This window comes from Qipengyuania gaetbuli (genome assembly GCF_009827315.1).
GTDB classification, from domain to species: Bacteria; Pseudomonadota; Alphaproteobacteria; order Sphingomonadales; family Sphingomonadaceae; genus Qipengyuania; species Qipengyuania gaetbuli.
Window position 1 is genome coordinate 1,665,505 of the sequence record NZ_WTYF01000004.1, and the last position, 19,897, is coordinate 1,685,401.

At 66.4% G+C, this 19,897-nt stretch carries 18 protein-coding genes; 9 read left to right on the top strand and 9 right to left on the bottom strand.

All coding sequences use genetic code 11. The annotated features are described in order from the left end of the window. Positions 1–70 precede the first annotated feature (70 nt). The gene (gene gltB / locus GRI42_RS10635; RefSeq protein ID WP_160608468.1) at positions 71–4,732 is read left to right on the top strand and encodes a glutamate synthase large subunit; all 4,662 of its coding nucleotides are present in this window, start codon (positions 71–73) and stop codon (positions 4,730–4,732) included. Further along, the gene (locus GRI42_RS10640; protein WP_160608469.1) at positions 4,732–6,168 is read left to right on the top strand and encodes a glutamate synthase subunit beta; all 1,437 of its coding nucleotides are present in this window, start codon (positions 4,732–4,734) and stop codon (positions 6,166–6,168) included. Before gltB ends, GRI42_RS10640 begins: the two co-directional genes overlap by 1 nt. Positions 6,169–6,178: 10 nt before the next feature. Here GRI42_RS10640 and GRI42_RS10645 read toward each other — a convergent pair whose 3' ends face one another. Both GRI42_RS10645 and GRI42_RS10650 read right to left on the bottom strand, forming a co-directional pair. Further along, complete coding sequence (locus GRI42_RS10645) at positions 6,179–6,499, bottom strand: WYL domain-containing protein (protein WP_160608470.1); 321 nt, start codon at positions 6,497–6,499, stop codon at positions 6,179–6,181. Positions 6,500–6,781: 282 nt separating this feature from the next. After that, the gene (locus tag GRI42_RS10650) at positions 6,782–7,462 is read right to left on the bottom strand and encodes a uracil-DNA glycosylase (protein WP_160608471.1); all 681 of its coding nucleotides are present in this window, start codon (positions 7,460–7,462) and stop codon (positions 6,782–6,784) included. A gap of 80 nt (positions 7,463–7,542) precedes the next feature. On the opposite strand from GRI42_RS10650, the gene GRI42_RS10655 reads away from it, so the two are divergent. From GRI42_RS10655 to GRI42_RS10670, 4 genes are read left to right on the top strand one after another with little or no spacing between them, the layout of a single operon-like run. Then, positions 7,543–8,166, top strand: a complete 624-nt coding sequence (locus GRI42_RS10655) for a ribonuclease D (RefSeq protein WP_160608472.1) — start codon at positions 7,543–7,545, stop codon at positions 8,164–8,166. An 18-nt stretch (positions 8,167–8,184) separates the two neighbouring features. Beyond that, entirely contained in the window at positions 8,185–8,853 is a 669-nt protein-coding gene (gene lptC / locus GRI42_RS10660) for an LPS export ABC transporter periplasmic protein LptC (RefSeq protein ID WP_160608473.1), read from the top strand. Further along, entirely contained in the window at positions 8,850–9,404 is a 555-nt protein-coding gene (locus tag GRI42_RS10665) for an LptA/OstA family protein (RefSeq protein ID WP_160608474.1), read from the top strand. The genes lptC and GRI42_RS10665 overlap by 4 nt, the downstream gene beginning before the upstream one ends. Further along, positions 9,404–10,549, top strand: a complete 1,146-nt coding sequence (locus GRI42_RS10670) for a nucleotidyltransferase family protein (RefSeq protein WP_160608475.1) — start codon at positions 9,404–9,406, stop codon at positions 10,547–10,549. The genes GRI42_RS10665 and GRI42_RS10670 overlap by 1 nt, the downstream gene beginning before the upstream one ends. On the opposite strand, the gene holA is transcribed toward GRI42_RS10670, so the two are convergent. The 4 genes from holA to GRI42_RS10690 are packed head-to-tail and all read right to left on the bottom strand — an operon-like array spanning position 10,546 to position 15,098. Further along, positions 10,546–11,583 (bottom strand): DNA polymerase III subunit delta, encoded by a 1,038-nt coding sequence (gene holA / locus GRI42_RS10675; RefSeq protein WP_160608476.1) that lies wholly within the window; start codon positions 11,581–11,583, stop codon positions 10,546–10,548. The two genes, GRI42_RS10670 and holA, sit on opposite strands and share 4 nt — an antisense overlap. After that, positions 11,580–12,065 carry an LPS assembly lipoprotein LptE gene (gene lptE, locus GRI42_RS10680; RefSeq protein WP_160608477.1) on the bottom strand — a complete coding sequence of 162 codons (486 nt, stop codon included), beginning with the start codon at positions 12,063–12,065 and terminating at the stop codon, positions 11,580–11,582. Before lptE ends, holA begins: the two co-directional genes overlap by 4 nt. Further along, the gene (leuS, locus tag GRI42_RS10685) at positions 12,065–14,602 is read right to left on the bottom strand and encodes a leucine--tRNA ligase (protein ID WP_160608478.1); all 2,538 of its coding nucleotides are present in this window, start codon (positions 14,600–14,602) and stop codon (positions 12,065–12,067) included. The genes lptE and leuS overlap by 1 nt, the downstream gene beginning before the upstream one ends. A gap of 46 nt (positions 14,603–14,648) precedes the next feature. Then, the gene (locus tag GRI42_RS10690) at positions 14,649–15,098 is read right to left on the bottom strand and encodes a DUF3576 domain-containing protein (protein ID WP_160608479.1); all 450 of its coding nucleotides are present in this window, start codon (positions 15,096–15,098) and stop codon (positions 14,649–14,651) included. A gap of 312 nt (positions 15,099–15,410) precedes the next feature. On the opposite strand from GRI42_RS10690, the gene GRI42_RS10695 reads away from it, so the two are divergent. Further along, a complete protein-coding gene (locus tag GRI42_RS10695) occupies positions 15,411–16,166 on the top strand; it encodes a hypothetical protein (protein ID WP_160608480.1) in 756 nt (251 codons plus the stop codon). Positions 16,167–16,300: 134 nt separating this feature from the next. Further along, a complete protein-coding gene (gene phbB / locus GRI42_RS10700) occupies positions 16,301–17,026 on the top strand; it encodes an acetoacetyl-CoA reductase (RefSeq protein WP_160608481.1) in 726 nt (241 codons plus the stop codon). Between the two features lie 19 nt (positions 17,027–17,045). Here phbB and GRI42_RS10705 read toward each other — a convergent pair whose 3' ends face one another. Next, positions 17,046–17,819, bottom strand: a complete 774-nt coding sequence (locus GRI42_RS10705) for a helix-turn-helix domain-containing protein (protein ID WP_160608482.1) — start codon at positions 17,817–17,819, stop codon at positions 17,046–17,048. Between the two features lie 84 nt (positions 17,820–17,903). On the opposite strand from GRI42_RS10705, the gene GRI42_RS10710 reads away from it, so the two are divergent. Next, positions 17,904–18,185 (top strand): ribbon-helix-helix domain-containing protein, encoded by a 282-nt coding sequence (locus GRI42_RS10710; RefSeq protein ID WP_160608483.1) that lies wholly within the window; start codon positions 17,904–17,906, stop codon positions 18,183–18,185. 13 nt (positions 18,186–18,198) lie between these two features. On the opposite strand, the gene GRI42_RS10715 is transcribed toward GRI42_RS10710, so the two are convergent. Together GRI42_RS10715 and murA are read right to left on the bottom strand one after the other, a co-directional pair. Next, on the bottom strand, positions 18,199–18,426 hold the full coding sequence (locus GRI42_RS10715; RefSeq protein ID WP_199800457.1) for a hypothetical protein: 228 nt from the start codon (positions 18,424–18,426) through the stop codon (positions 18,199–18,201). Between the two features lie 71 nt (positions 18,427–18,497). After that, positions 18,498–19,781 (bottom strand): UDP-N-acetylglucosamine 1-carboxyvinyltransferase, encoded by a 1,284-nt coding sequence (gene murA / locus GRI42_RS10720; RefSeq protein WP_160608484.1) that lies wholly within the window; start codon positions 19,779–19,781, stop codon positions 18,498–18,500. Between the last annotated feature and the right edge of the window lie 116 nt (positions 19,782–19,897).

A 19,897-nucleotide genomic window follows, 5' to 3' on the forward strand; every position in this document is an offset into this window, starting at 1 on the left:
TTCGACCCGTCTTCAGCTGGCCCTCCGGGCACGCAAACGAGGCGGGTCCGACTGGAGGACGCCTCGGCACATGCAGGACCTGCATACTTCTTACCCGGCCCGTCAGGGGCTCTATGATTCGCGCAACGAGCACGATGCCTGCGGCGTCGGCATGGTCGCGCACATCAAGGGCAAGAAGAGCCACGCGATCGTCGAACAGGCGCTCACCATCCTCGCCAATCTCGACCATCGCGGCGCGGTCGGCGCGGACCCACTGCTGGGCGACGGCGCGGGCATACTGATCCAGACCCCCGACCCGCTGATCCGCAAGTGGGCGAAGACCGAAGGCCACGACCTGCCGGACGAGGGCGACTATGCCATCGCAATGTGCTTCCTGCCGCAGCAGGACGAAGCGCGCGAATTCGTCGAAGGCCAGCTCGAACGCTTCGCCGCCAAGGAAGGCCAGCGCGTCATCGGCTGGCGCGACGTGCCGACCACGCTCGACGGGCTGGGCAAGGCAGTGGTCGATTCCATGCCGGTCATCCGCCAGTGCATCATCGCGCGAGGGCCGAACTGCGCAGACCGCGACGCTTTCGAGCGCAAGCTGGTGGTCATCCGCAAGCAGACGCTGAACCCGCTCGCCGCGCTGGAAGCCAAGCACGGCATCCCGGGCCTCAGCAAAGCCTATATCCCGAGCTTCTCCAGCCGCACCGTGGTCTACAAGGGCCTGCTGCTGGCGAACCAGGTGGGCAGTTTCTATGACGATCTGCGCGATCCCGATTGCGTGTCGGCGCTGGGCCTCGTGCACCAGCGCTTCAGCACCAACACCTTCCCCAGCTGGCGGCTCGCTCACCCCTATCGCTTCATGGCGCACAACGGGGAAATCAACACGGTTCGCGGCAATGTGAACTGGATGGAAGCGCGCCGCCGCACGATGGAAAGCGAACTGCTGGGCGCCGACCTCGACAAGATGTGGCCGCTGATCCCGCACGGGCAATCGGACACTGCCTGCCTCGACAATGCGCTCGAGCTGCTGCTGACCGGCGGATACGGCCTTGCCCATGCGATGATGATGCTCATGCCCGAAGCCTGGGCGAAGAACGAGCTGATGGATCCCGCCCGGCGCGCCTTCTACGAATACCACGCCGCATTGATGGAGCCGTGGGACGGCCCGGCCGCCGTGTGCTTCACCGACGGCCGCCAGATCGGCGCGTGCCTCGACCGCAACGGCCTGCGCCCTGCGCGCTGGTGCACGACCAAGGACGACCTCGTGGTCCTCGCTTCCGAAAGCGGCGTGCTGCCGTTCAAGGAAGAGGAAATCACCCGCAAGTGGCGCCTCCAGCCGGGCAAGATGCTGCTGATCGACCTCGAGGAAGGCCGCATCGTCGAGGACGAGGAACTGAAGGCCGGCCTCGCTGCCGACCAGCCCTACGAGGCATGGCTCGAAAAGGCCCAGTACAAGCTGGAAGACCTCGACCATATCGAGCCCGACCTGTCGGAAATCCCGCAGTCGGACATCGCGCTGCTCAACCGCCAGCAGGCCTTCGGCTACACGCAGGAAGACATCAGCCGCTTCCTCGAACCCATGGCCTCCATGGGCGAGGACCCGATCGGTTCGATGGGCACCGACACGCCGATCGCGGTGCTGAGCGAAAAGAGCCGCCTGCTCTACGATTATTTCAAGCAGAACTTCGCGCAGGTCACCAACCCGCCGATCGATCCGATCCGCGAGGAATTGGTGATGAGCCTGCTGTCGATGATCGGCCCGCGTCCGAACCTGCTCGGCCGTGACGGCGGCACGCACAAGCGCCTCGAGGTCAAGCAGCCGATCCTCACCAATACCGAGCTGGCGAAGATCCGTTCGGTCGAAGTGGCGCTGGACGGCGCATTCCGCACCGCGACCATCGACATCACCTGGGATGCCAGCACCGGCGCCGACGGCCTCGCCATGGCGCTGAAGGAAATGTGCTGGGCGGCGACCGAAGCGGTGCTCGGCGATGCCAACATCCTGATCCTGTCGGACCGCGAACAGGGCCCGGGCCGGATCGCCATGCCGGCCCTGCTCGCCACGGCCGCCGTGCATCACCAGCTGGTGCGCCAGGGCCTGCGCATGCAGACCGGCCTCGTCATCGAGACGGGCGAAGCGCGCGAAGTGCACCATTTCTGCGCGCTGGCCGGTTACGGCGCGGAAGGCATCAACCCCTATCTCGCCTTCGAGACGCTGGAAGACCTGCGCGCGCGCAAGTTCCCCGACCTCACGCCCGATGAAGTGCAGAAGAACTTCGTCAAGGCGGTCGGCAAGGGCATCCTCAAGGTCATGTCCAAGATGGGCATCTCGACCTACCAGTCCTATTGCGGGGCGCAGATCTTCGATGCGGTCGGCCTGTCGAGCGACTTCGTCGACACCTATTTCACCGGCACGGCGACCACCATCGAGGGCATCGGCCTTGCCGAGGTCGCGGAAGAAGCGGTGCGCCGCCACGCGCAGGCCTTCGGCGACAGCCCGCTGTACAAGGGCATGCTCGATGTGGGGGGCATCTACCAGTACCGCATCCGCGGCGAAGACCACGCCTGGACGCCGCAGAACATCGCCAGCCTGCAGCACGCGGTGCGCGGTAACGACCCGAAGAATTACGAGGAATTCGCCGCCTCGATCAACGAGCAGTCCGAACGCCTGCTGACGATCCGCGGGCTGATGGAATTGAAGAAGGCCGAGCGCCCGCTCGACCTGTCCGAAGTCGAACCGGCGGTCGATATCGTCAAGCGCTTCAGCACCGGCGCGATGAGCTTCGGCTCGATAAGCCACGAGGCGCACTCGACCCTCGCCATCGCGATGAACCGCCTCGGCGGCCGTTCGAACACGGGCGAGGGCGGCGAGGAGCCGGAGCGTTTCCTGCCGCTGCCCAATGGCGATTCGATGCGCAGCCGCATCAAGCAGGTCGCCTCTGGCCGCTTCGGCGTGACGACCGAATATCTCGTCAATTCGGACGATATCCAGATCAAGATGGCGCAGGGCGCAAAGCCCGGCGAAGGCGGCCAGCTGCCCGGCCACAAGGTCGACAAGCGCATCGGCAAGGTGCGCCATTCGACGCCGGGCGTGGGCCTCATCTCGCCGCCGCCGCATCACGACATCTATTCGATCGAAGATCTCGCGCAGCTGATCCACGACCTGAAGAACGTGAAGCCCGAAGCGCGCATCTCGGTGAAGCTGGTGTCCGAAGTCGGCGTCGGCACGGTGGCCGCGGGCGTCTCCAAGTCCAAGGCCGACCATATCACCATTTCGGGCTATGAAGGCGGGACCGGCGCATCGCCGCTGACCAGCCTCACCCATGCCGGATCCCCGTGGGAAATCGGGCTTGCCGAAACGCAGCAGACGCTGCTGCTCAACGATCTGCGCAGCCGTATCGCGGTGCAGGTCGACGGCGGCCTGCGCACGGGCCGCGACGTCGCCATCGGCGCGCTGCTGGGCGCGGACGAGTTTGGTTTCGCGACTGCCCCGCTGATCGCGGCGGGCTGCATCATGATGCGCAAGTGCCACCTCAACACCTGCCCCGTCGGCGTGGCGACGCAGGACCCGGTGCTGCGCAAGCGCTTCACCGGCACGCCCGAGCACGTCATCAATTACTTCTTCTTCGTCGCCGAGGAACTGCGCGCGATCATGGCCGAGATGGGCTTCCGCACGGTCGAGGAAATGGTCGGCCGCGTGGACCGCATCGACATGCGCCGCGTGCGCCGCCACTGGAAGGCGCATGGCGTCGACCTGTCGCGCATCCTCCACGCGGTCCCGCTGGAAGAAGGCAAGGCGCTGCACCACACGGAAGAGCAGGACCACGCGCTGGGCTCGGCCATGGACGTCGAGCTAATCGAGGCCTGCAAGCCCGCCATCGAAAGCGGTCAGGCGGTCCAGATCAGCCGCACCATCCGCAATGTGAACCGAACCGTGGGCACCATGTTGTCGGGCCGGATCGCGGAAGCCTATGGCCATTCGGGCCTGCCGCAGGACACGATCCGCATCGACCTTGCCGGTGTGGCCGGACAGAGCTTCGGCGCCTGGCTCGCCCACGGCGTCACGCTCAGCCTGACGGGCGATGCCAACGACTATGTCGGCAAGGGCCTGTCGGGCGGCCGCATCGCCGTGCGCCCGCCGCAGGGCACCGGCCGCGAGCCGACCGAGAACATCATCGTCGGCAACACCGTCCTTTACGGCGCGATCGCGGGCGAGGCCTATTTCGCCGGCGTCGCGGGCGAACGCTTCGCGGTGCGCAACTCGGGCGCGGTCGCGGTAGTCGAAGGCACGGGCGACCATGCCTGCGAATACATGACCGGAGGCGTGGTCTGCGTGCTCGGCAAGACCGGCCGCAATTTCGCCGCCGGGATGAGCGGCGGCATCGCCTATGTCTACGATCCCGACGGCTCGTTCGAGAAGCTGGTGAACCACGCGCAGGTCGACCTGCTCGACGTGAAGCCGGGTGACGGCGAGGGCGCGGAAAAGAGCTGGGGCCACCCGCAGCAGCGCGCCCAGACGGTCGACAATCCCGGCATGGGCGATCCGCTCTACCACGATGCCGAGCGCCTGAAGGTGCTGGTCGAACGCCACTTCCTCCACACCGGCTCGGCGCGCGCCAAGGCGCTGCTGGCCGACTGGGCAGGCGAACTGAAGAACTTCCGCAAGGTGATGCCGCGCGACTACGCCCGGGCGCTGAAGGCGCTCGAGGACGAACGCGAGGCTGCGGCAATGGAGGCTGCAGAATAATGGGCAAGGAAACCGGCTTCCTCGAATACGAACGCGAGGATCGCACCTACCTGCCGCCGGAAGAGCGGCTGAAGAACTACAAGGAATTCGTCGTCCCGCACGACCGCGAGGCGCTGCGCAAGCAAGCCGCGCGCTGCATGAATTGCGGCATTCCCTATTGTCACAACGGCTGTCCGGTGAACAATATCATCCCGGACTGGAACCACCTCGTCTACGAGGACGACTGGAAGAACGCGCTCGAGGTCCTGCACTCGACCAACAACTTCCCCGAGTTCACCGGTCGCATCTGCCCCGCCCCGTGCGAGGCGGCCTGCACGCTCAACATCGTCGACAGCCCGGTCACCATCAAGTCGATCGAATGCGCCATCGTCGATCGCGGGTGGCAGGAAGGCTGGATCAAGCCGCAGGTCCCCGAACGGCAGACCGGCAAGGCCGTCGCCGTGATCGGGTCGGGCCCCGCAGGCCTGGCTGCCGCGCAGCAGCTGGCGCGCGCCGGCCATGCCGTGACCGTGTTCGAGAAGTCCGACCGCATCGGCGGCCTGCTTCGCTACGGCATTCCCGACTTCAAGATGGAAAAGCACCTCATCAACCGCCGCGCGGTGCAGATGGAGGCTGAAGGCGTGCAATTCCGCACCTCGTCGGAAGTCGGCGTGGAAGTCAGCTTCGAGGCGCTGAAGGAGAATTTCGACGCAGTGGTGCTGGCAGGCGGCGCGGAGGAAGCGCGCAAGCTGGACATTCCCGGCTCCGAACTTTCGGGTGTCAGGCTAGCAATGGAATTCCTGACCCAGCAAAACAAGCGCAATGCGGGCGACGACGAAGTGCGCGCCGCCCCGCGCGGCAGCCTGACCGCGACCGGCAAGCACGTCATCGTGATCGGCGGCGGCGACACCGGCAGCGACTGCGTCGGCACGTCCAACCGGCAGGGCGCGGCCAGCGTGACCCAGCTGGAAATCATGCCCAAGCCGCCCGAAAAGGAAGACAAGGCGCTGACCTGGCCCGACTGGCCGCTGAAGCTGCGCACCTCTTCCAGCCATGAGGAAGGCGTCGACCGCGACTGGGCCGTCCTGACCAAGCGCGTGGTCGAGGAGAATGGCGATGTCGCCGGGCTCGAATGCGTGCGTGTCGAATGGAAGGACGGGCGCATGCAGGAAGTGGAAGGCAGCAGCTTCACGCTGAAGGCCGACCTGATCCTGCTCGCCATGGGCTTCACCGGACCCAAGCGCCGCGGCCTGCTCGACCGGGCGGGCGTGGAGCTGGATGCGCGCGGCAACGTCAAGGCGGACACCAACCGCTATGCCACCAGCGAGCCGAACGTCTTTGCCTGCGGCGACATGCGGCGCGGCCAGAGCCTGGTCGTCTGGGCCATCCGCGAAGGCCGCCAGGCGGCGCGCGCGGTGGACGAGGCGCTGATGGGCAAGAGCGAGCTGCCGCGCTAGGCGGCCCGCTTCACCCGCCGTCGAAGATCAGCTGGTCGCCTTCGCGCGGCGGCACGCAGAATTCGGGCGGCAGGGCGACGAATGATTCTTCGGTCATGTCGATATCTGAAAGACCGTCGATCTTGAAATGGCCGAGCGAAGGCAGCTCGTCCGAGCGCCGCGCCTTGGCCGGATTGAGCGCGCCGAGATAGAGCGCATTGTTGCGCAGGATGATCTGGTGCGGAGCCAGCGTGAGCTCGCTCGAATTGTAGCGCGCGCGGATCATGCGGCGCGAGGCGATGGCGGCGGCGATCAGCGCGCGCCCGTCGTTCTCGGGAAGATCGTGTTGCATTGCACCATAATGGCATGCAGCCGACTGAACGCGAAATTGACAAAAGCGCGTGTCACAATCGCCAAGCGACGTCGAGCGCTTTGCCGAAAGCAGATCTCAGGACGGGAAAGCGTTTTCCTACAGAAGCTTAGCCGTGCCACATCCGGCTCATGCCCGCAGCCCCACTCTCCAACTCTGAATAGCTATGCAGAGGCTTGCGAGCCGCCTGAGAACATTTCCACCTGGACCGTGTTCCAAGCGTTCCATCCTGTAGGCCCGCCCACGGCAGGTTCAACGCGCGTCCTACAAGGCCCAGTCGATGGCCCCACGCCCCTTCGCTGCAAGGAAGCTGTTGGACCGGCTGAACGGCCGCGATCCGAAGAAGCCGCGATGGGCGGACAGCGGGCTGGGGTGCGGGCTCTCGATCACATGGTGGGGGCCGCTGCGCAGGCCCTCGATCCGCTTGGCCTTGGCCTGTGCATGGCTGCCCCAGAGGATGAACACCGAAGGCTCCTCGCGCGCGGCCACGGCCGCCACGCAGGCATCGGTCACCGCGTCCCAGCCGCGCCCGGCATGGCTGCCCGCCTGTCCCGCCTCGACCGTCAGCGTGTTGTTGAGCAGCAGCACACCCTGCCGGCCCCACTTGCTGAGATCGCCATGCGCCGGGCGCGGGATGCCGAGATCGGCCTCCAGCTCCTTGTAGATGTTCACCAGGCTCGGCGGCACGCGCACGCCTTCGGGCACGGCAAAGCACAGACCCATCGCCTGGCCCGGCCCGTGATAGGGATCCTGCCCGAGGATCACGACCTTCACATCCTCGAGCGCGGTCAGCTCCAGCGCCTTCAGCCGGCACCCGCGCGGCGGATAGACGGTCTTGCCCGCGTCCTCTTCGGCGCGCAGCCAGCCGCCCAGCTGGCGCGCCTCGGCCGTGGCCAGCACGGGGTCGAGGACCGGTTTCCAGCTTTCGGGGACGCTCTCGCTCATGCGCCCCACCCTGCCGCGAGTGCGCAGCGCGGACCAGTCCGCCCTTCCCTACAATCCCCAATCAGCCTAAGGCGCGGGGCATGGCAGTGCATTTCCACGAAGAAGACCTCCCCGAAGGCGTCCTCGCCGACGGGCCGATCGCAGTCGATACCGAGACGATGGGCCTCGTCACCATTCGCGACCGTTTGTGCGTCGTCCAGATCAGCGACGGGAAAGGCGACGAGCATCTCGTGCGCTTCGGTCCCGAAAGCACCTATGACGCGCCCAATCTGAAGGCGGTGCTCGGCGATCCCGAACGGCTCAAGCTGTTCCACTTCGCCCGCTTCGACCTCGCGGCGATCGAGTACTATCTCGGTGTCACCGCGGCGCCCTGCTATTGCACCAAGATCGCCAGCAAGATGGTGCGCACCTTCACCGACCGCCATGGCCTCAAGAACCTCGTCGAGGAACTGCTCGGCGAAAGCATGTCGAAGGTCCAGCAGAGCAGCGACTGGGGCGGCCCGGTCCTCAACGACGCGCAGCGCGAATACGCTGCCAGCGACGTGCGTTTCCTCCACCGCCTCAAGGAAGAGCTCGACCGCAGGCTGGAACGCGAAGGCCGCACGGAACTGGCGCAGGCCTGTTTCGATTTCCTTCCTGCACGCGCCCACCTCGATATCCTCGGCTGGGACGACCACGACATCTTCAGCCACGCGTCAGCCTAGGAAGGGCAATCCGCACCCATGGTGTTCCGCAAGCGCAGGATCGAAACGCAGGAGGCGCAGCAGCTCCGCTCGCGCCGCCAGCACTTCGCCGCGCCCGGCGGGAGCCATGACAAGCTGGTCCACTTCCTTGCCCGTGCCCTGCCTATGGGCGTGGGCGTAATTGCCGCGCTCATGCTGATCACCCCGCTCAGCCCGCGCGGCGAGATCAGCTTCCTGCTCGACCGCAACGACGTGGCCGTGATCCAGGAACGCCTGCGCGTCGACAATGCGCTTTACCGCGGACAGGACGCGCAGGGCCGCCCGTTCTCGCTCACCGCCGACGAGGCCGTCCAGCGGTCGAGCGCGGAAGGGATCGTGCGCATGAGCGATATCGTCGCCCGCCTGCTGATGGCCGATGGTCCGGCGCGGATCAGCGCCGAGGGCGGGCAGTACGATATCGACGAGCAGCGCATCGACGTGGCCGGCACCATGCGCATGGAGGCCGCCGACGGCTATCGCATGCGCGCCACCGGCGTGTCGGTCGACCTTGCTACCAAGCAGGTCACCGGCGCGGGCGGCGTCGAAGGGGCGGTGCCTGCAGGCACGTTCCGCGCCGACCGGCTCGAAGCCGACCTTGCCGAGCGAACAGTAACCCTCGTGGGCAATGCGCGCCTGCGCATGGAACCCGGAAAGCTGAGAATGCCATGATCAAGCACCACCTGCCCGCCATGACCAAGTCGCTGGTCGCCGGTTTCGCGCTGACCTGCGCGGCGCTCGGCGGCATCCAGCTGAACGCCCAGGCGATCGCCAGCCACAATTCGAACGCGCCCGTCTCCTTCGACGCAGGCCGGATCGAGCTGCAGGACCGGCAGGACCGCGTGGTGCTGTCGGGCAATGTGCGGATCACGCAGGCCGGCCTCACGCTCAATGCGGCGCGCACGGTGATCGACTATTCGGACCAGGGCACGCTCGAAATCCAGCGCATCCTTGCGACCGGCGGCGTGACCGTGGCGCGCGGCAACGAGCGGGCGAGCGGCGACACGGCGGTCTACGACTTCAACCGCCGCATCATCACCATGGCCGGCAACGTTCGCCTCAATCGCGGCAGTGACACGCTCAATGGCGGGCGTCTCGTAATCGATCTCGCCAGCGGCGTGTCGAGCGTCGACGGGCGCGCCAGCGGCTCGTCCTCGGTCACCGGCCAGACGGGCGAGTCCGGCGGACGCGTGACCGGCACCTTCTCCGTCCCGCAGGACTGATGCAGCCGCGCCTGCTCGCGCTGGCCGGCTGCCGCGCGGGCGAACTGGGCGCGCTTTCGCCGACCGAATGGCGGGCGCTGGATGCGCTCGCCGAAGCGCACCGGCTGGGGCCGCATCTCCACGGACGGCTGTCGCGCGGCGAGATGCCGGTCGAGGTGCCGCAGGACATCGCCGAGGGCTGGCGAACGGCGCACCGGGCGAACGCCATCGCCGTGCTCGCGCAGCGGCGGGCCCTGGCGCAGGCGGCAACGCTGCTTGGAGGTCTCGGCATCGAGGCGGTCGCGCTGAAAGGATCGGCGCTTGCGTGGAGCGTCTGGCCGTCCCCTGCAGAACGGGTCATGCGCGACATCGACCTGCTGGTTCCGCAGGACCGCGCGGTGGAAGCCTACAAAGCCCTGCGCGATGCGGGCTGGCAGGGACCGGCGGCGACGCCGGAACTGCTCGACCGGTTGGCGTGCGAGGAAACGCATCTGCCGCTCCTCGTCTCGCCCGACGGCGTGCTGTGCGAACTGCACGCCCGTGCTTGGGCGAGCGCACCGCTCGCAGGCCTCGACATGCCGCGCTGCGACGATGCGGGGCTGCTTGAGCGGTCAGTCTTCGACGAGGTGCTGGATATGCGGGTGCCCGCAGCGCAGGACATGCTGGCGCATCTCGTGGTGCATTGCGCCTGCTCGCACCTGTTCAATGTCGGCCCCTTCGCACTGGCCGACATCGACTACCTCACCCGCAAGCGCGTCATCGACTGGCCGCGGTTCTGGAAAGCGGCGCAGCGCGAAGGGTATGAGCGCGCCGCTGCGCTCGTGCTGGCGCTTACCGACAGCTGGTTCCGGCCGGGGCTCGTGGATGCGAGCGGATGCCCGGTGGCCGTCCCGGCAGAGGAGGTCGAGCGGGCCGAGGCGTTGCTGGTCCAGCAACCCGCCGCCCGCAGGGACATCAATGCCATTGCCGGGCTGACGCTGGGCGGCGGGGCGGACCGGATGGCGCAGCACCCGCTCGACGAGGCGGAAGGAAGTGCGGGCGGCCTTGCCCGTGCCGGCCAGCTGGCCCGGCGCGGCCTGTCGGTCGCAGGAAGCCTCCTTGACGGACCGACCCGGCGCGATGGCCTAGCCACCGCGGCCACGGCGCGCTGGCTGCGGGGAGACTAGCGGCGGGTCGCGATCTGCGCGATGCTGGTGAGGCCCTGCGCGAGCAGCAGTTCCGAGGCTTGGCTGTTCGTCAGCAGGTCGCGGTGCAGGCGCGTCAGGCCGTGCGTCAGCCGGTCGAGTTTCGGACCGCGCCAGCGCTGGAGCTGTTCGGCAATGTCGCGCTCTTCCTTCCAGAAGATGCCGAGGCGGGCCTTCTGGCCCTTGTCGAGGTCTTGGTAGCGCCGGTTGCCCAGCGCCGCCGAAATCCGCGCCAGCTGGGCCGCGCGTCGCTCGAAGGCCAGCAGGGTGCCGACCGGGTTGAGGCCGATCTGCTTCATCCGCGCGATTTCGGGGCCGACGCGGTTGGCCTGACCGCCCAGCACCGCGTTGACGAGGCTGGCGAAGCCGTCCTCCTCACTCGCCGCGCCGATCGCGTCGAGGTGTTCCATCGTTGCCGGCTTGGGCGACTGCGGCGAGGCATCGAGATAGGTCGCGAGCTTGGTCACCTCGCTCTGCGCCAGCCGGACGTCGAGATTGGCCGCGCGGGCAATCCGCTCGGCCACCGCACCGTCGAGCCGGATGCCGGACGCATCGCCCATCCCGCGAACGGCCTGGGTTACCGAACGCAAGTCCGGCGGGTAGAACATGGCGACGACCGCGTCCTTGCGCTTTTCGAGCAGCTTGGCCGTGCGCGACTTGTCGGTGGCGGAGGTCGCCACGACGATCACGGGACAAGCTTCGCCCGCGCCGGCTTCGCCGGTCTGGATCAGCGTCTGGAGCGCGTCATGCGCCTCGTCACCTGCCACGCGGCACCAGATGTGGCGCTTGTCGCCGAACAGCGAGGTGGAACGCGCCTCGTCGCCCAGCCGGGCGGGATCAGCCTTGAGGTCGGCGCCGGAGATTTCAACCCGTTCGCCCGGCTCGGGCAGCATGGTCACGAGATCGCTGGCTGCAGCGCTCGCCCCGGCCTCGTCCTGCCCGCAGAAGAAGAAGATAGCGCAATCCTGCGCCATACCGCGTGCCTTTGCGGCGAATTCGTTGCCCTTGACCTTCACTGCTGGCGCAGCGTCAGCGCCACGCGGGTGACGATCCTGTCGGCAATTTCGCGGGCGAGGTTTTCGAGCGCGGTCTGTTCGGCGGCAATGGTCGCATATTCGCTCGACACCACGTCGATACCCGCATCGGCGCCTTCGGTCGCATCGAGGAGGATTTCGCCCGTGCTGGCATCGACCAGCTGGTAGCGGGCGCGCAGCGTGCGGCGTTCGCGGCTGACGGTATCGTCGGCAAGGATGCCAAGCGCTTCGAGATTGTCGTCGAGCCTGACGTCGAGCCGGTAACGCGGCGTGCTGTCTCCTGCCGCGCCGAAACGGTCGTTCAGTTCGCCCCGAACCAGCCAGCCTGCCCGGCCCGCGATCGGCGGAACGTCGACGGCGGCAAGACCGCGCGCGACCTCGCCGCTGCCGCCGCCCGCATACATGGGCGCCAGGCCGCAGGCGGACAGCGCGAGGCAGGCGAAAGTGGCGGCGAGAATGCGCATCAGGTGACGATATTCACCAATCTGTCGGGCACGACAATGACCTTGCGTACTTCTGCCCCGTCGATCGAACGCTGTACCTTTTCGGACGCCAGCGCCATGGCCTCGAGGTCTTCCTTAGACGCCCCCTTGGGAGCGGTCAGCGTGTCGCGCAGCTTGCCCATGTGCTGGACGGCGATGGTAACTTCGTCCTCCACCAGCAGGGCGGGATCGACGGCCGGCCATGCGGCATCTGCGACCATTCCGCCTTCGCCCAGCGCAGCCCAGGCCTCTTCGGCGAGGTGCGGCATCATCGGGGCGACAAGCTGGACCAGCGTGCGGATCGCCTGGCTGCGGCTGGCAGAGCCTTTCGCTTTCTCGACCGCACCGGTTAGCTCGTAGATGCGCGCGACGGCCTTGTTGAAGCCAAGCGCCTCGATGTCCTGCGCCACGGCGGCGATGGTCTGGTGCGTCTTGCGATCGAGCGCCTTGTCCTCGCCCCCGGCTTGCGGCTCATAGGCCGAGAACAGGCGCCACAGGCGGTGGACGAAGCGCGAGCAGCCCTCGATCCCCGCTTCCGACCACGGCAGGTCGCGTTCGGGCGGGCTATCGGACAGCATGAACCAGCGGACCGCATCGGCGCCGTAGGTGTCGATGATGGTGTCGGGGTCGACGACGTTCTTCTTCGACTTCGACATCTTGATGACGCGGCCGACGTCAACTTCAAGGCCGCTAGAGATTTCAAACACCTTGCCGTCGCGGCGCTCGACCTCGTCAGGTGAGACAAAGTAGCTACGCGGTGCACTGGTATTGCCCTTATCGTCTGGAATGAAAACTCGATAAGTCTCGTGCGTGACCATGCCCTGTGTGAACAGCGAGGCGAAGGGCTCCTTTACCTCGATCTGGCCCATGTGGGCGAGCGCGCGGGTCCAGAAACGGGCGTACAACAGATGCAAGATCGCATGTTCGATCCCGCCGATGTACTGTTCGACCGGCATCCACTTGGCGACTTCTTCGGGATCGAAGGGCCGGTCAGCCGGCTGGCTGGCGAAGCGCAGGAAATACCACGAGCTGTCGACGAAGGTGTCGAGCGTGTCGGTCTCGCGCTCAGCCTTGCCGCCGCACTTGGGGCAATCGACATGCTTCCAGGTCGGGTGGCGCAGCAGCGGGTTTCCGGGCGTCTGGAAATCGACATCTTCCGGCAAGGTGATCGGCAGGCTGTCCTTGGGCGCGGGGACCACGCCGCAGGTGCCGCAATGGATGAAGGGGATCGGCGTCCCCCAGTAACGCTGGCGGCTGACGCCCCAGTCGCGCAGGCGCCAGACGGTCTTGCCCGTGCCGCGACCCTCGGCCTCGATGCGGGCAATGATCTCGCGCTTCGCATCCTCGACATTCATGCCGTCGAGGAAGCCGGAGTTCACCAGCACGCCCTCGCCCGCTTCGGCCTCGCCCTCGAAGGGCTTGCCGGCATCCTCGGCGCTCGCCGCGACGACGCGCGGGATCGGCAGGCCGTACTTGGTCGCGAATTCGAAATCGCGCTGGTCATGGCCCGGCACGGCCATGATCGCACCGGTGCCGTAATCCATCAGCACGAAGTTCGCGATGTAGACCGGCAGGTCCGCGCCGGTGAACGGGTGCCTGGCCGTAATGCCGGTGTCGAAGCCCAGCTTTTCGGCGGTTTCGAGTTCGGCGGCAGTGGTCCCGCCCTTCTTGCATTCCGCGATGAAGGCGCGCGCCTCGGCGCTGTCGATACCCTGCGCGACCGGATGGTCGGCCGCAACGGCGACGAAGCTCGCCCCGAAGATCGTGTCGGGGCGCGTGGTATAGACCGGCAGCTTCTCGCCGTTCGACAGGTCGAAGCTGAATTCCAGCCCCTTGGACTTGCCGATCCAGTTTTCCTGCATCAGCCGGACCTTGTCGGGCCAGTTCTCGAGGCTGCCGAGGCCTTCGAGCAGTTCCTCGGCGAAGTCGGTGATCTTGAGGAACCACTGGTTCAGCTTGCGCTTCTCGACCTCCGCGCCCGAACGCCAGCCCTTGCCGTCGATCACCTGCTCGTTGGCGAGCACGGTCATGTCGACCGGGTCCCAGTTGACCTCGCTTTCCTTGCGATAGACGAGGCCCGCTTCGTACAGGTCGATGAAGAGCGCCTGTTCGTGGCCGTAATAGTCAGGCTCGCAGGTCGCCAGCTCGCGGCTCCAGTCGAGCGCGAAGCCGAGGCGCTTCAACTGCGCCTTCATGTGTTCGATATTCGCGCGGGTCCAGCCGCCCGGGTGGACGCCCTTTTCCATCGCGGCGTTTTCCGCCGGCATGCCGAAGGCGTCCCACCCCATCGGGTGCAGGACCTCGTGCCCGGTCGCTTTCTTGTAGCGCGCCAGCACGTCACCCATGGTGTAGTTGCGCACGTGGCCGATGTGGATGCGCCCCGATGGATAGGGGAACATCTCCAGGACATAGCTCTTCGGCTTGTCGGAGTTGCTGTCGGCGCGGAAGGTCTGCGCGTCCTCCCACGCTGATTGCCAGCGCGGGTCTGCGGACGTCGGATCGAAACGGGTATCGCTCATGCCCGAAGCCCTTAGGCAATTCGGGCGTAAATGGAACCCGTCAGAATCAGTTGGCGATCGCCTGGCGGCGCAGTTCGCGGGCCTTGGTGAGGATGATGTCCTCCAGGCGCTGGACCGTGGCGGCCTGCACCGGTGCATCGACCCAGTTGCCGGCCTGGTTGACCTGGCGGCTGGCAGCGACGCGCAGGGCATCGGCGCGCAGGTCGCGGTCGAGGATGGTGACGGTCATCTTGACGCGTTCGCCCGGATTGCTCGGGTTGGCGTACCAGTCGGTGACGATCACGCCGCCGGCGCTGTCGGCCTGGAGCAGCGGGGCGAAGCTGACGGTCTCGAGCGAGGCGCGCCAGAGATAAGAGTTCACGCCGATGGTCGAAACCTGCGAGGCAGCAAGGTCCGCGCGCGGGCGTTCACCGCCGCCGCAAGCGGCCAGCGCCAGGGTGGCGACCGCAAGGCCGGCGATGGCGGCGGGGCGACGGAAGCTGCGCGTGATGGTCATGAACGATCCTTGAGAGAAACTGTGTTGGTCGGCTCTATAAAGCCTGAGCGCTTGCGGGCAAGCACCGGCTTGGCCGCATAGGCACCGCCAGGCCGTGAATATGTGCTGAATTGTGCGGCTATTTGTGGAGAGGGGGCAACACCTTTCCCCCATTGCCGCCCCATGCTGTGGAAAAGCTTGGCAAGGCTCGCCTGCGGGTCCTAATCTCTTTGGTTCACAGGCGAGTCGCACGCACGATCCGCCGTTCGGGAACGGTTAAGTCGCAGCCTGCTTCAATAGCAGGCTGACCTTGACGAAGAGGATAGAGTTCCAATGGCCGACAGGCATGACAGCAAAGGCAAGAACCGGCTCGCTCCGGTCGTGCTGACGGCTGCCGTCCTTGCGCTGGCCATTCCGGGCGCCGGCCTCGCGGTCGTCTCCGGCTCGCCCGAAGCCGCTCCCGAATCGATGGAATTCGTGCCCTTCACGCCGGCCGGCGTCGATCCGGAACTGGCCGCGCGCGTCGCGGCGGTGATCGGGGAAGACGCGCTGCGTTTCACCCCGGCCAGCAAGCCGCGCAACCTTCGCGAACGCACCGTCAATTTCGCCGTCCGCGTGGACAAGAACCTCGCCTCGTCGATTTCGGGCCGTTCGCCGCGCGATACGATCGCCAGCGTGGTCGCTGCCGATGGTGCCTCGCCGCTTGCGGCTACGCGCTACAATCTCGGCGTCGCGCGCGGTTACCAGAGCTTCACGCAGCCGACCCGCTCGGCCGCGACGGTCCCGACCGGCATTCGCGATATCGCCATGCCCGACCTGTCGACCTATCGCGCCGACGCAAAGGACGCGCCCAGCCGCTTCCAGTCGCGCATCGCGCTTGAACAGCAGGGCCGCGCAGGCGCTTCGCCGCGCACTCTGGAGGGCGCTGGTTCGCAGCAGCTCGACCTCGGCGGCTCGTACAGCCTCAGCCGCAATCTCGACGTGACGGCAGGCGTCCGCCTGTCGCAGGATCGCGACCGTCTCGCCCCGCTGACCAATGGCGTGGAAGACGACCAGGCCGTCTACGTGGGCACGCAGATCCGCTTCTGACCCGCGCCTTCGCAGGCACTTTCCCGAACGAATACGATTGAACGGCTCCGACCAAAGGCGGATTGCCTTTACCTCGTCATATCCGCACGCCTATGCCTTCAGCGAACGCTACGGAAAGCTTGGGAGAATCGACAATGGGACGAGTTGCCATCGTAACCGGGGGCACGCGCGGCATCGGGCGCGCAATCTGCGAACGCCTGCGTGACGAACGCGGCTGCACGGTCGTCGCCAACTATGCCGGCAATGATGATGCCGCACGTCGCTTCACCGAAGAAACGGGCATCCCGACCGTCAAGTTCGACGTGGGCGATTACGAAGCCGTGCAGGAAGCCTGCAAGAAGGTCGAGGAAGAACACGGCCCGATCGATATCGTGGTCAACAACGCCGGCATCACGCGCGACGGCACTCTCCTCAAGATGAGCTACGAGGACTGGGACGCGGTCATGCGCACCAACCTCGGCGGCTGCTTCAACATGGCCAAGGCGACTTTCGCCGGGATGAAAGAGCGCGGCTGGGGCCGGATCATCAACATCGGTTCGATCAACGGGCAGGCCGGCCAGTACGGTCAGGTCAACTATGCCGCCGCCAAGAGCGGCATCCACGGCTTCACCAAAGCGCTGGCGCAGGAAGGCGCGCGCTTCGGCATCACCGTGAATGCGATCGCTCCCGGCTACATCGATACCGACATGGTCGCCGCAGTGCCCGAACCGGTGCTGGAAAAGATCGTCGCCAAGATCCCGGTCGGCCGCCTCGGCAAGGCCAGCGAGATCGCCCGCGGGGTCAGCTTCCTGGCATCGGAACATGCCGAATTCGTCACCGGCTCGACCATGAGCATCAACGGCGGCCAGCACATGTACTGATCCGCGGGCGAGTGCACTGCTACTCGATCTCGTAGTCCTTCACGACGAAACCCGTTCCGTCGCGCACAAGGGTGATCTTTTCGTAGGTCCCTTGCAGGCGTTCGAAATCGGTGAGGAAGCGGACGATCCATTGGTCGCGGCCGTTGCTTTCCATGATGTCGATCCGGTGCGTATCGCGGCTTAGCGCCTTGCCGAATTGCTGCCGCCTTTCGGCAAGCGCGTTCCATGCGGCGAAATTCGGGTCGGTCCGATCGGAAGACTTGGCCGTCAGGTCGAATTCGTCCTTGTCCGCCACCCCCAGCATGACGAGGGCAGCGCGCTCGGCCGATTCCAGCCTCTCGCGCATCGCCGGGCCCACGGGCTTCCCGGGGCTTTCTTCGGCTACAGCGGCTGGAAGAGCAATGGGCGGGGCATCTGGCGTCGGGGCCTGAAGGGCGAGCATGGCGGCTAGGATGATGGACATTAGGGCAACTCCGATCAGTATGGTTCGAGTTTGCCTCGGACGGTCATCGCCCGAAACTGCCCCAGCATCGGCGGATGCCTCTATCGACGCATCCCCCAAATGCTTGTGTCCCAGCATTTCGGCCATGCCGCCCTCGTCTTCCAGCAGCAGCCGCGCAGCCTCCTTGCTGCTGGTGACTTCCAGCTTGCGCCGTGCGCCGCGCAGGCGCTCGTTGATCGTGTGGACGGAAAGGTCGAGTTCGCGCGCGCTGGACTTGGCGTCGTGGCCGCGCAGGATGAGGCGCAGGGCCTCCTTTTCCTTGTCGGTCAGGGCGTCGAGCGTGCGCGTCATCACGCACTTACTAGGCGAGGCACCGCTGCAAGCTACCCCAAAAAATTCGTGCGGCCGCGGGCACAGTCGTTATATCAGTAACTTATGGAGACGCCTTACCACCCGCCGAAGAAGTACTCCGTCCGCATCGAAGGGCACCGGACCTCGGTAAGCCTTGAGCCGGTGTTCTGGGACCTCTTGCGCCGGGCCGCGGCACGCAGGGGCCTGGCGGTGAACACGCTGGTCGCCAGCATCGATGCCGAGCGGATCCGCAGCGACACGCCTCCCGGGCTTGCTGGTGCCATCCGCGTCTGGCTGGCCACCCACGAATTGCAGCCCGCAAGCAAAGGGGGCGACAGGATCGCTCCTGCCGCCCCCGAAGACTAAGGTCCGTCGGGACCTAGTATTTCGCCGTCGCGTCGCTCGCCGGGAAAGTCTCGTCGAGAGCTTCGTCGGTCTTGCTCATCCGGTCGCCGACCGTTGCGGTCGATTCTGAGCCTGCGTTGCGGAACGCGCCTGCCGGTTCACCGGCTGCAAAGGCCACCCCGCCGCGTTCCTTCTGGTTTTTTTCGTAATACTTGTACCCGGCATAGCCGAGCGCGCCGAGTGCTGCGAGCTTGAGGATCATGATGCCTTCCTTTCCAATGGGTTCGTCGAAAGTTCAACGAACCGCATTCGGGAAAGGTCCGGCCCAGGCGCTCAGTCGTCGCCGACCCGTTCGATATCAGCGCCGACAAGCTGGAGCTTCTCTTCCAGCCGCTCGTAACCGCGGTCGAGGTGATAGAGACGGCGCACCGTCGTCTCGCCTTCGGCGGCAAGGCCGGCGATGACCAAGCTCATGGATGCGCGCAAATCGGTCGCCATGACTTCCGCGCCGGTCAGCTCGACCGGGCCGCGCACGACGGCGGTGCGTCCGCTGGTCTCGATATTGGCGCCCATGCGCGCCAGTTCGGGCACGTGCATGAAGCGGTTCTCGAAGATGGTTTCCTTCAGCACGCTGGTGCCTTCCGCCTTGCACAGCAGGCTCATCAGCTGGGCCTGCATGTCGGTGGCAAGGCCGGGGAACGGCGCGGTCGTCAGATTGTGCGCCTTGAGCGGGCCGTTGGCAGCGACGTGGACGCCGCCCTTAACCTGTTCGACCTCGACGCCGATGTTGCGCAGCGCGTGGATGGTCGATGCCATGTCGTCGAAATTCGCGCCTTCCAGCAGCACTTCGCCGCCGGTGATGGCCGCCGCGCAGGCATAGGAGCCCGCCTCGATACGGTCGGGCATGACGCGGTAGGTCGCGCCGTGCAGCCGCTTCACGCCATGGATGGTGAGTTCGGACGTGCCGATCCCTTCCATCTCCGCGCCCATCGCGACGAGCAGGTTGCAGAGGTCGACGATTTCCGGCTCGCGCGCGGCATTGATGAGCTTGCTCGTGCCCTTGGCCAGAACCGCAGCCATGACCGCGTTTTCGGTCGCGCCGACCGAGACCACGGGGAAGTCGTATTCGCCGCCAGGCAGGCCGCCGTCGGGCGCGATGGCGCGGACATAGCCCTGCGCCAGCTCGATATGGGCGCCGAAGGCTTCGAGTGCCTTCAAGTGGAGGTCGATCGGGCGGTTGCCGATGGCGCAACCGCCGGGCAGCGACACGGTCGCCTCGCCCATGCGCGCCAGCATCGGGCCGAGCACGAGGATCGATGCGCGCATCTTGCGCACGAGGTCATAGGGGGCGACCGTCGAGGTGATGCGCGGCGCTTCCATGGTCATCACGCGGCCGAAATCTTCCGGACGGTGGCCGGCGATCGTGTGCGCCACGCCGAACTGGCCCATCAGGTGCTGGAACCCGTCGATATCGGCCAGCCGCGGCAGATTGCGCAAGGTCACCGGCTCGTCGGTGAGCAGGGCACAGGGGATGAGCGTCAGGGCGGCATTCTTCGCGCCCGAGATCGGGATCGTGCCGGAGAGGCGGTTGCCGCCGCGAATGAGAAGTTTGTCCATGGGTCCGATGCCTTTAATGCCATGTGGCGTACAGGCAAGCGTCATGCACCTGTCACCCCGCCTGCCTACTACACGCATCTCCGCCAATTGTTGACCTGCCAGAGAGGCAGCCGTAA

What these genes read in the sequence shown, in the direction of transcription:
- GRI42_RS10640 (WP_160608469.1), top strand. Translation starts at nt 4,732, where the DNA reads ATGGGCAAGGAAACCGGCTTCCTCGAATACGAACGCGAGGATCGCACC.
- gltB (WP_160608468.1), top strand. Translation starts at nt 71, where the DNA reads ATGCAGGACCTGCATACTTCTTACCCGGCCCGTCAGGGGCTCTATGAT.
- GRI42_RS10705 (WP_160608482.1), bottom strand. Translation starts at nt 17,819, where the DNA reads ATGACGCGCACGCTCGACGCCCTGACCGACAAGGAAAAGGAGGCCCTG.
- GRI42_RS10715 (WP_199800457.1), bottom strand. Translation starts at nt 18,426, where the DNA reads ATGATCCTCAAGCTCGCAGCACTCGGCGCGCTCGGCTATGCCGGGTAC.
- GRI42_RS10690 (WP_160608479.1), bottom strand. Translation starts at nt 15,098, where the DNA reads ATGACCATCACGCGCAGCTTCCGTCGCCCCGCCGCCATCGCCGGCCTT.
- GRI42_RS10670 (WP_160608475.1), top strand. Translation starts at nt 9,404, where the DNA reads ATGCAGCCGCGCCTGCTCGCGCTGGCCGGCTGCCGCGCGGGCGAACTG.
- GRI42_RS10655 (WP_160608472.1), top strand. Translation starts at nt 7,543, where the DNA reads ATGGCAGTGCATTTCCACGAAGAAGACCTCCCCGAAGGCGTCCTCGCC.
- leuS (WP_160608478.1), bottom strand. Translation starts at nt 14,602, where the DNA reads ATGAGCGATACCCGTTTCGATCCGACGTCCGCAGACCCGCGCTGGCAA.
- GRI42_RS10645 (WP_160608470.1), bottom strand. Translation starts at nt 6,499, where the DNA reads ATGCAACACGATCTTCCCGAGAACGACGGGCGCGCGCTGATCGCCGCC.
- lptC (WP_160608473.1), top strand. Translation starts at nt 8,185, where the DNA reads ATGGTGTTCCGCAAGCGCAGGATCGAAACGCAGGAGGCGCAGCAGCTC.
- phbB (WP_160608481.1), top strand. Translation starts at nt 16,301, where the DNA reads ATGGGACGAGTTGCCATCGTAACCGGGGGCACGCGCGGCATCGGGCGC.
- GRI42_RS10650 (WP_160608471.1), bottom strand. Translation starts at nt 7,462, where the DNA reads ATGAGCGAGAGCGTCCCCGAAAGCTGGAAACCGGTCCTCGACCCCGTG.
- GRI42_RS10710 (WP_160608483.1), top strand. Translation starts at nt 17,904, where the DNA reads ATGGAGACGCCTTACCACCCGCCGAAGAAGTACTCCGTCCGCATCGAA.
- GRI42_RS10665 (WP_160608474.1), top strand. Translation starts at nt 8,850, where the DNA reads ATGATCAAGCACCACCTGCCCGCCATGACCAAGTCGCTGGTCGCCGGT.
- murA (WP_160608484.1), bottom strand. Translation starts at nt 19,781, where the DNA reads ATGGACAAACTTCTCATTCGCGGCGGCAACCGCCTCTCCGGCACGATC.
- lptE (WP_160608477.1), bottom strand. Translation starts at nt 12,065, where the DNA reads ATGCGCATTCTCGCCGCCACTTTCGCCTGCCTCGCGCTGTCCGCCTGC.
- GRI42_RS10695 (WP_160608480.1), top strand. Translation starts at nt 15,411, where the DNA reads ATGGCCGACAGGCATGACAGCAAAGGCAAGAACCGGCTCGCTCCGGTC.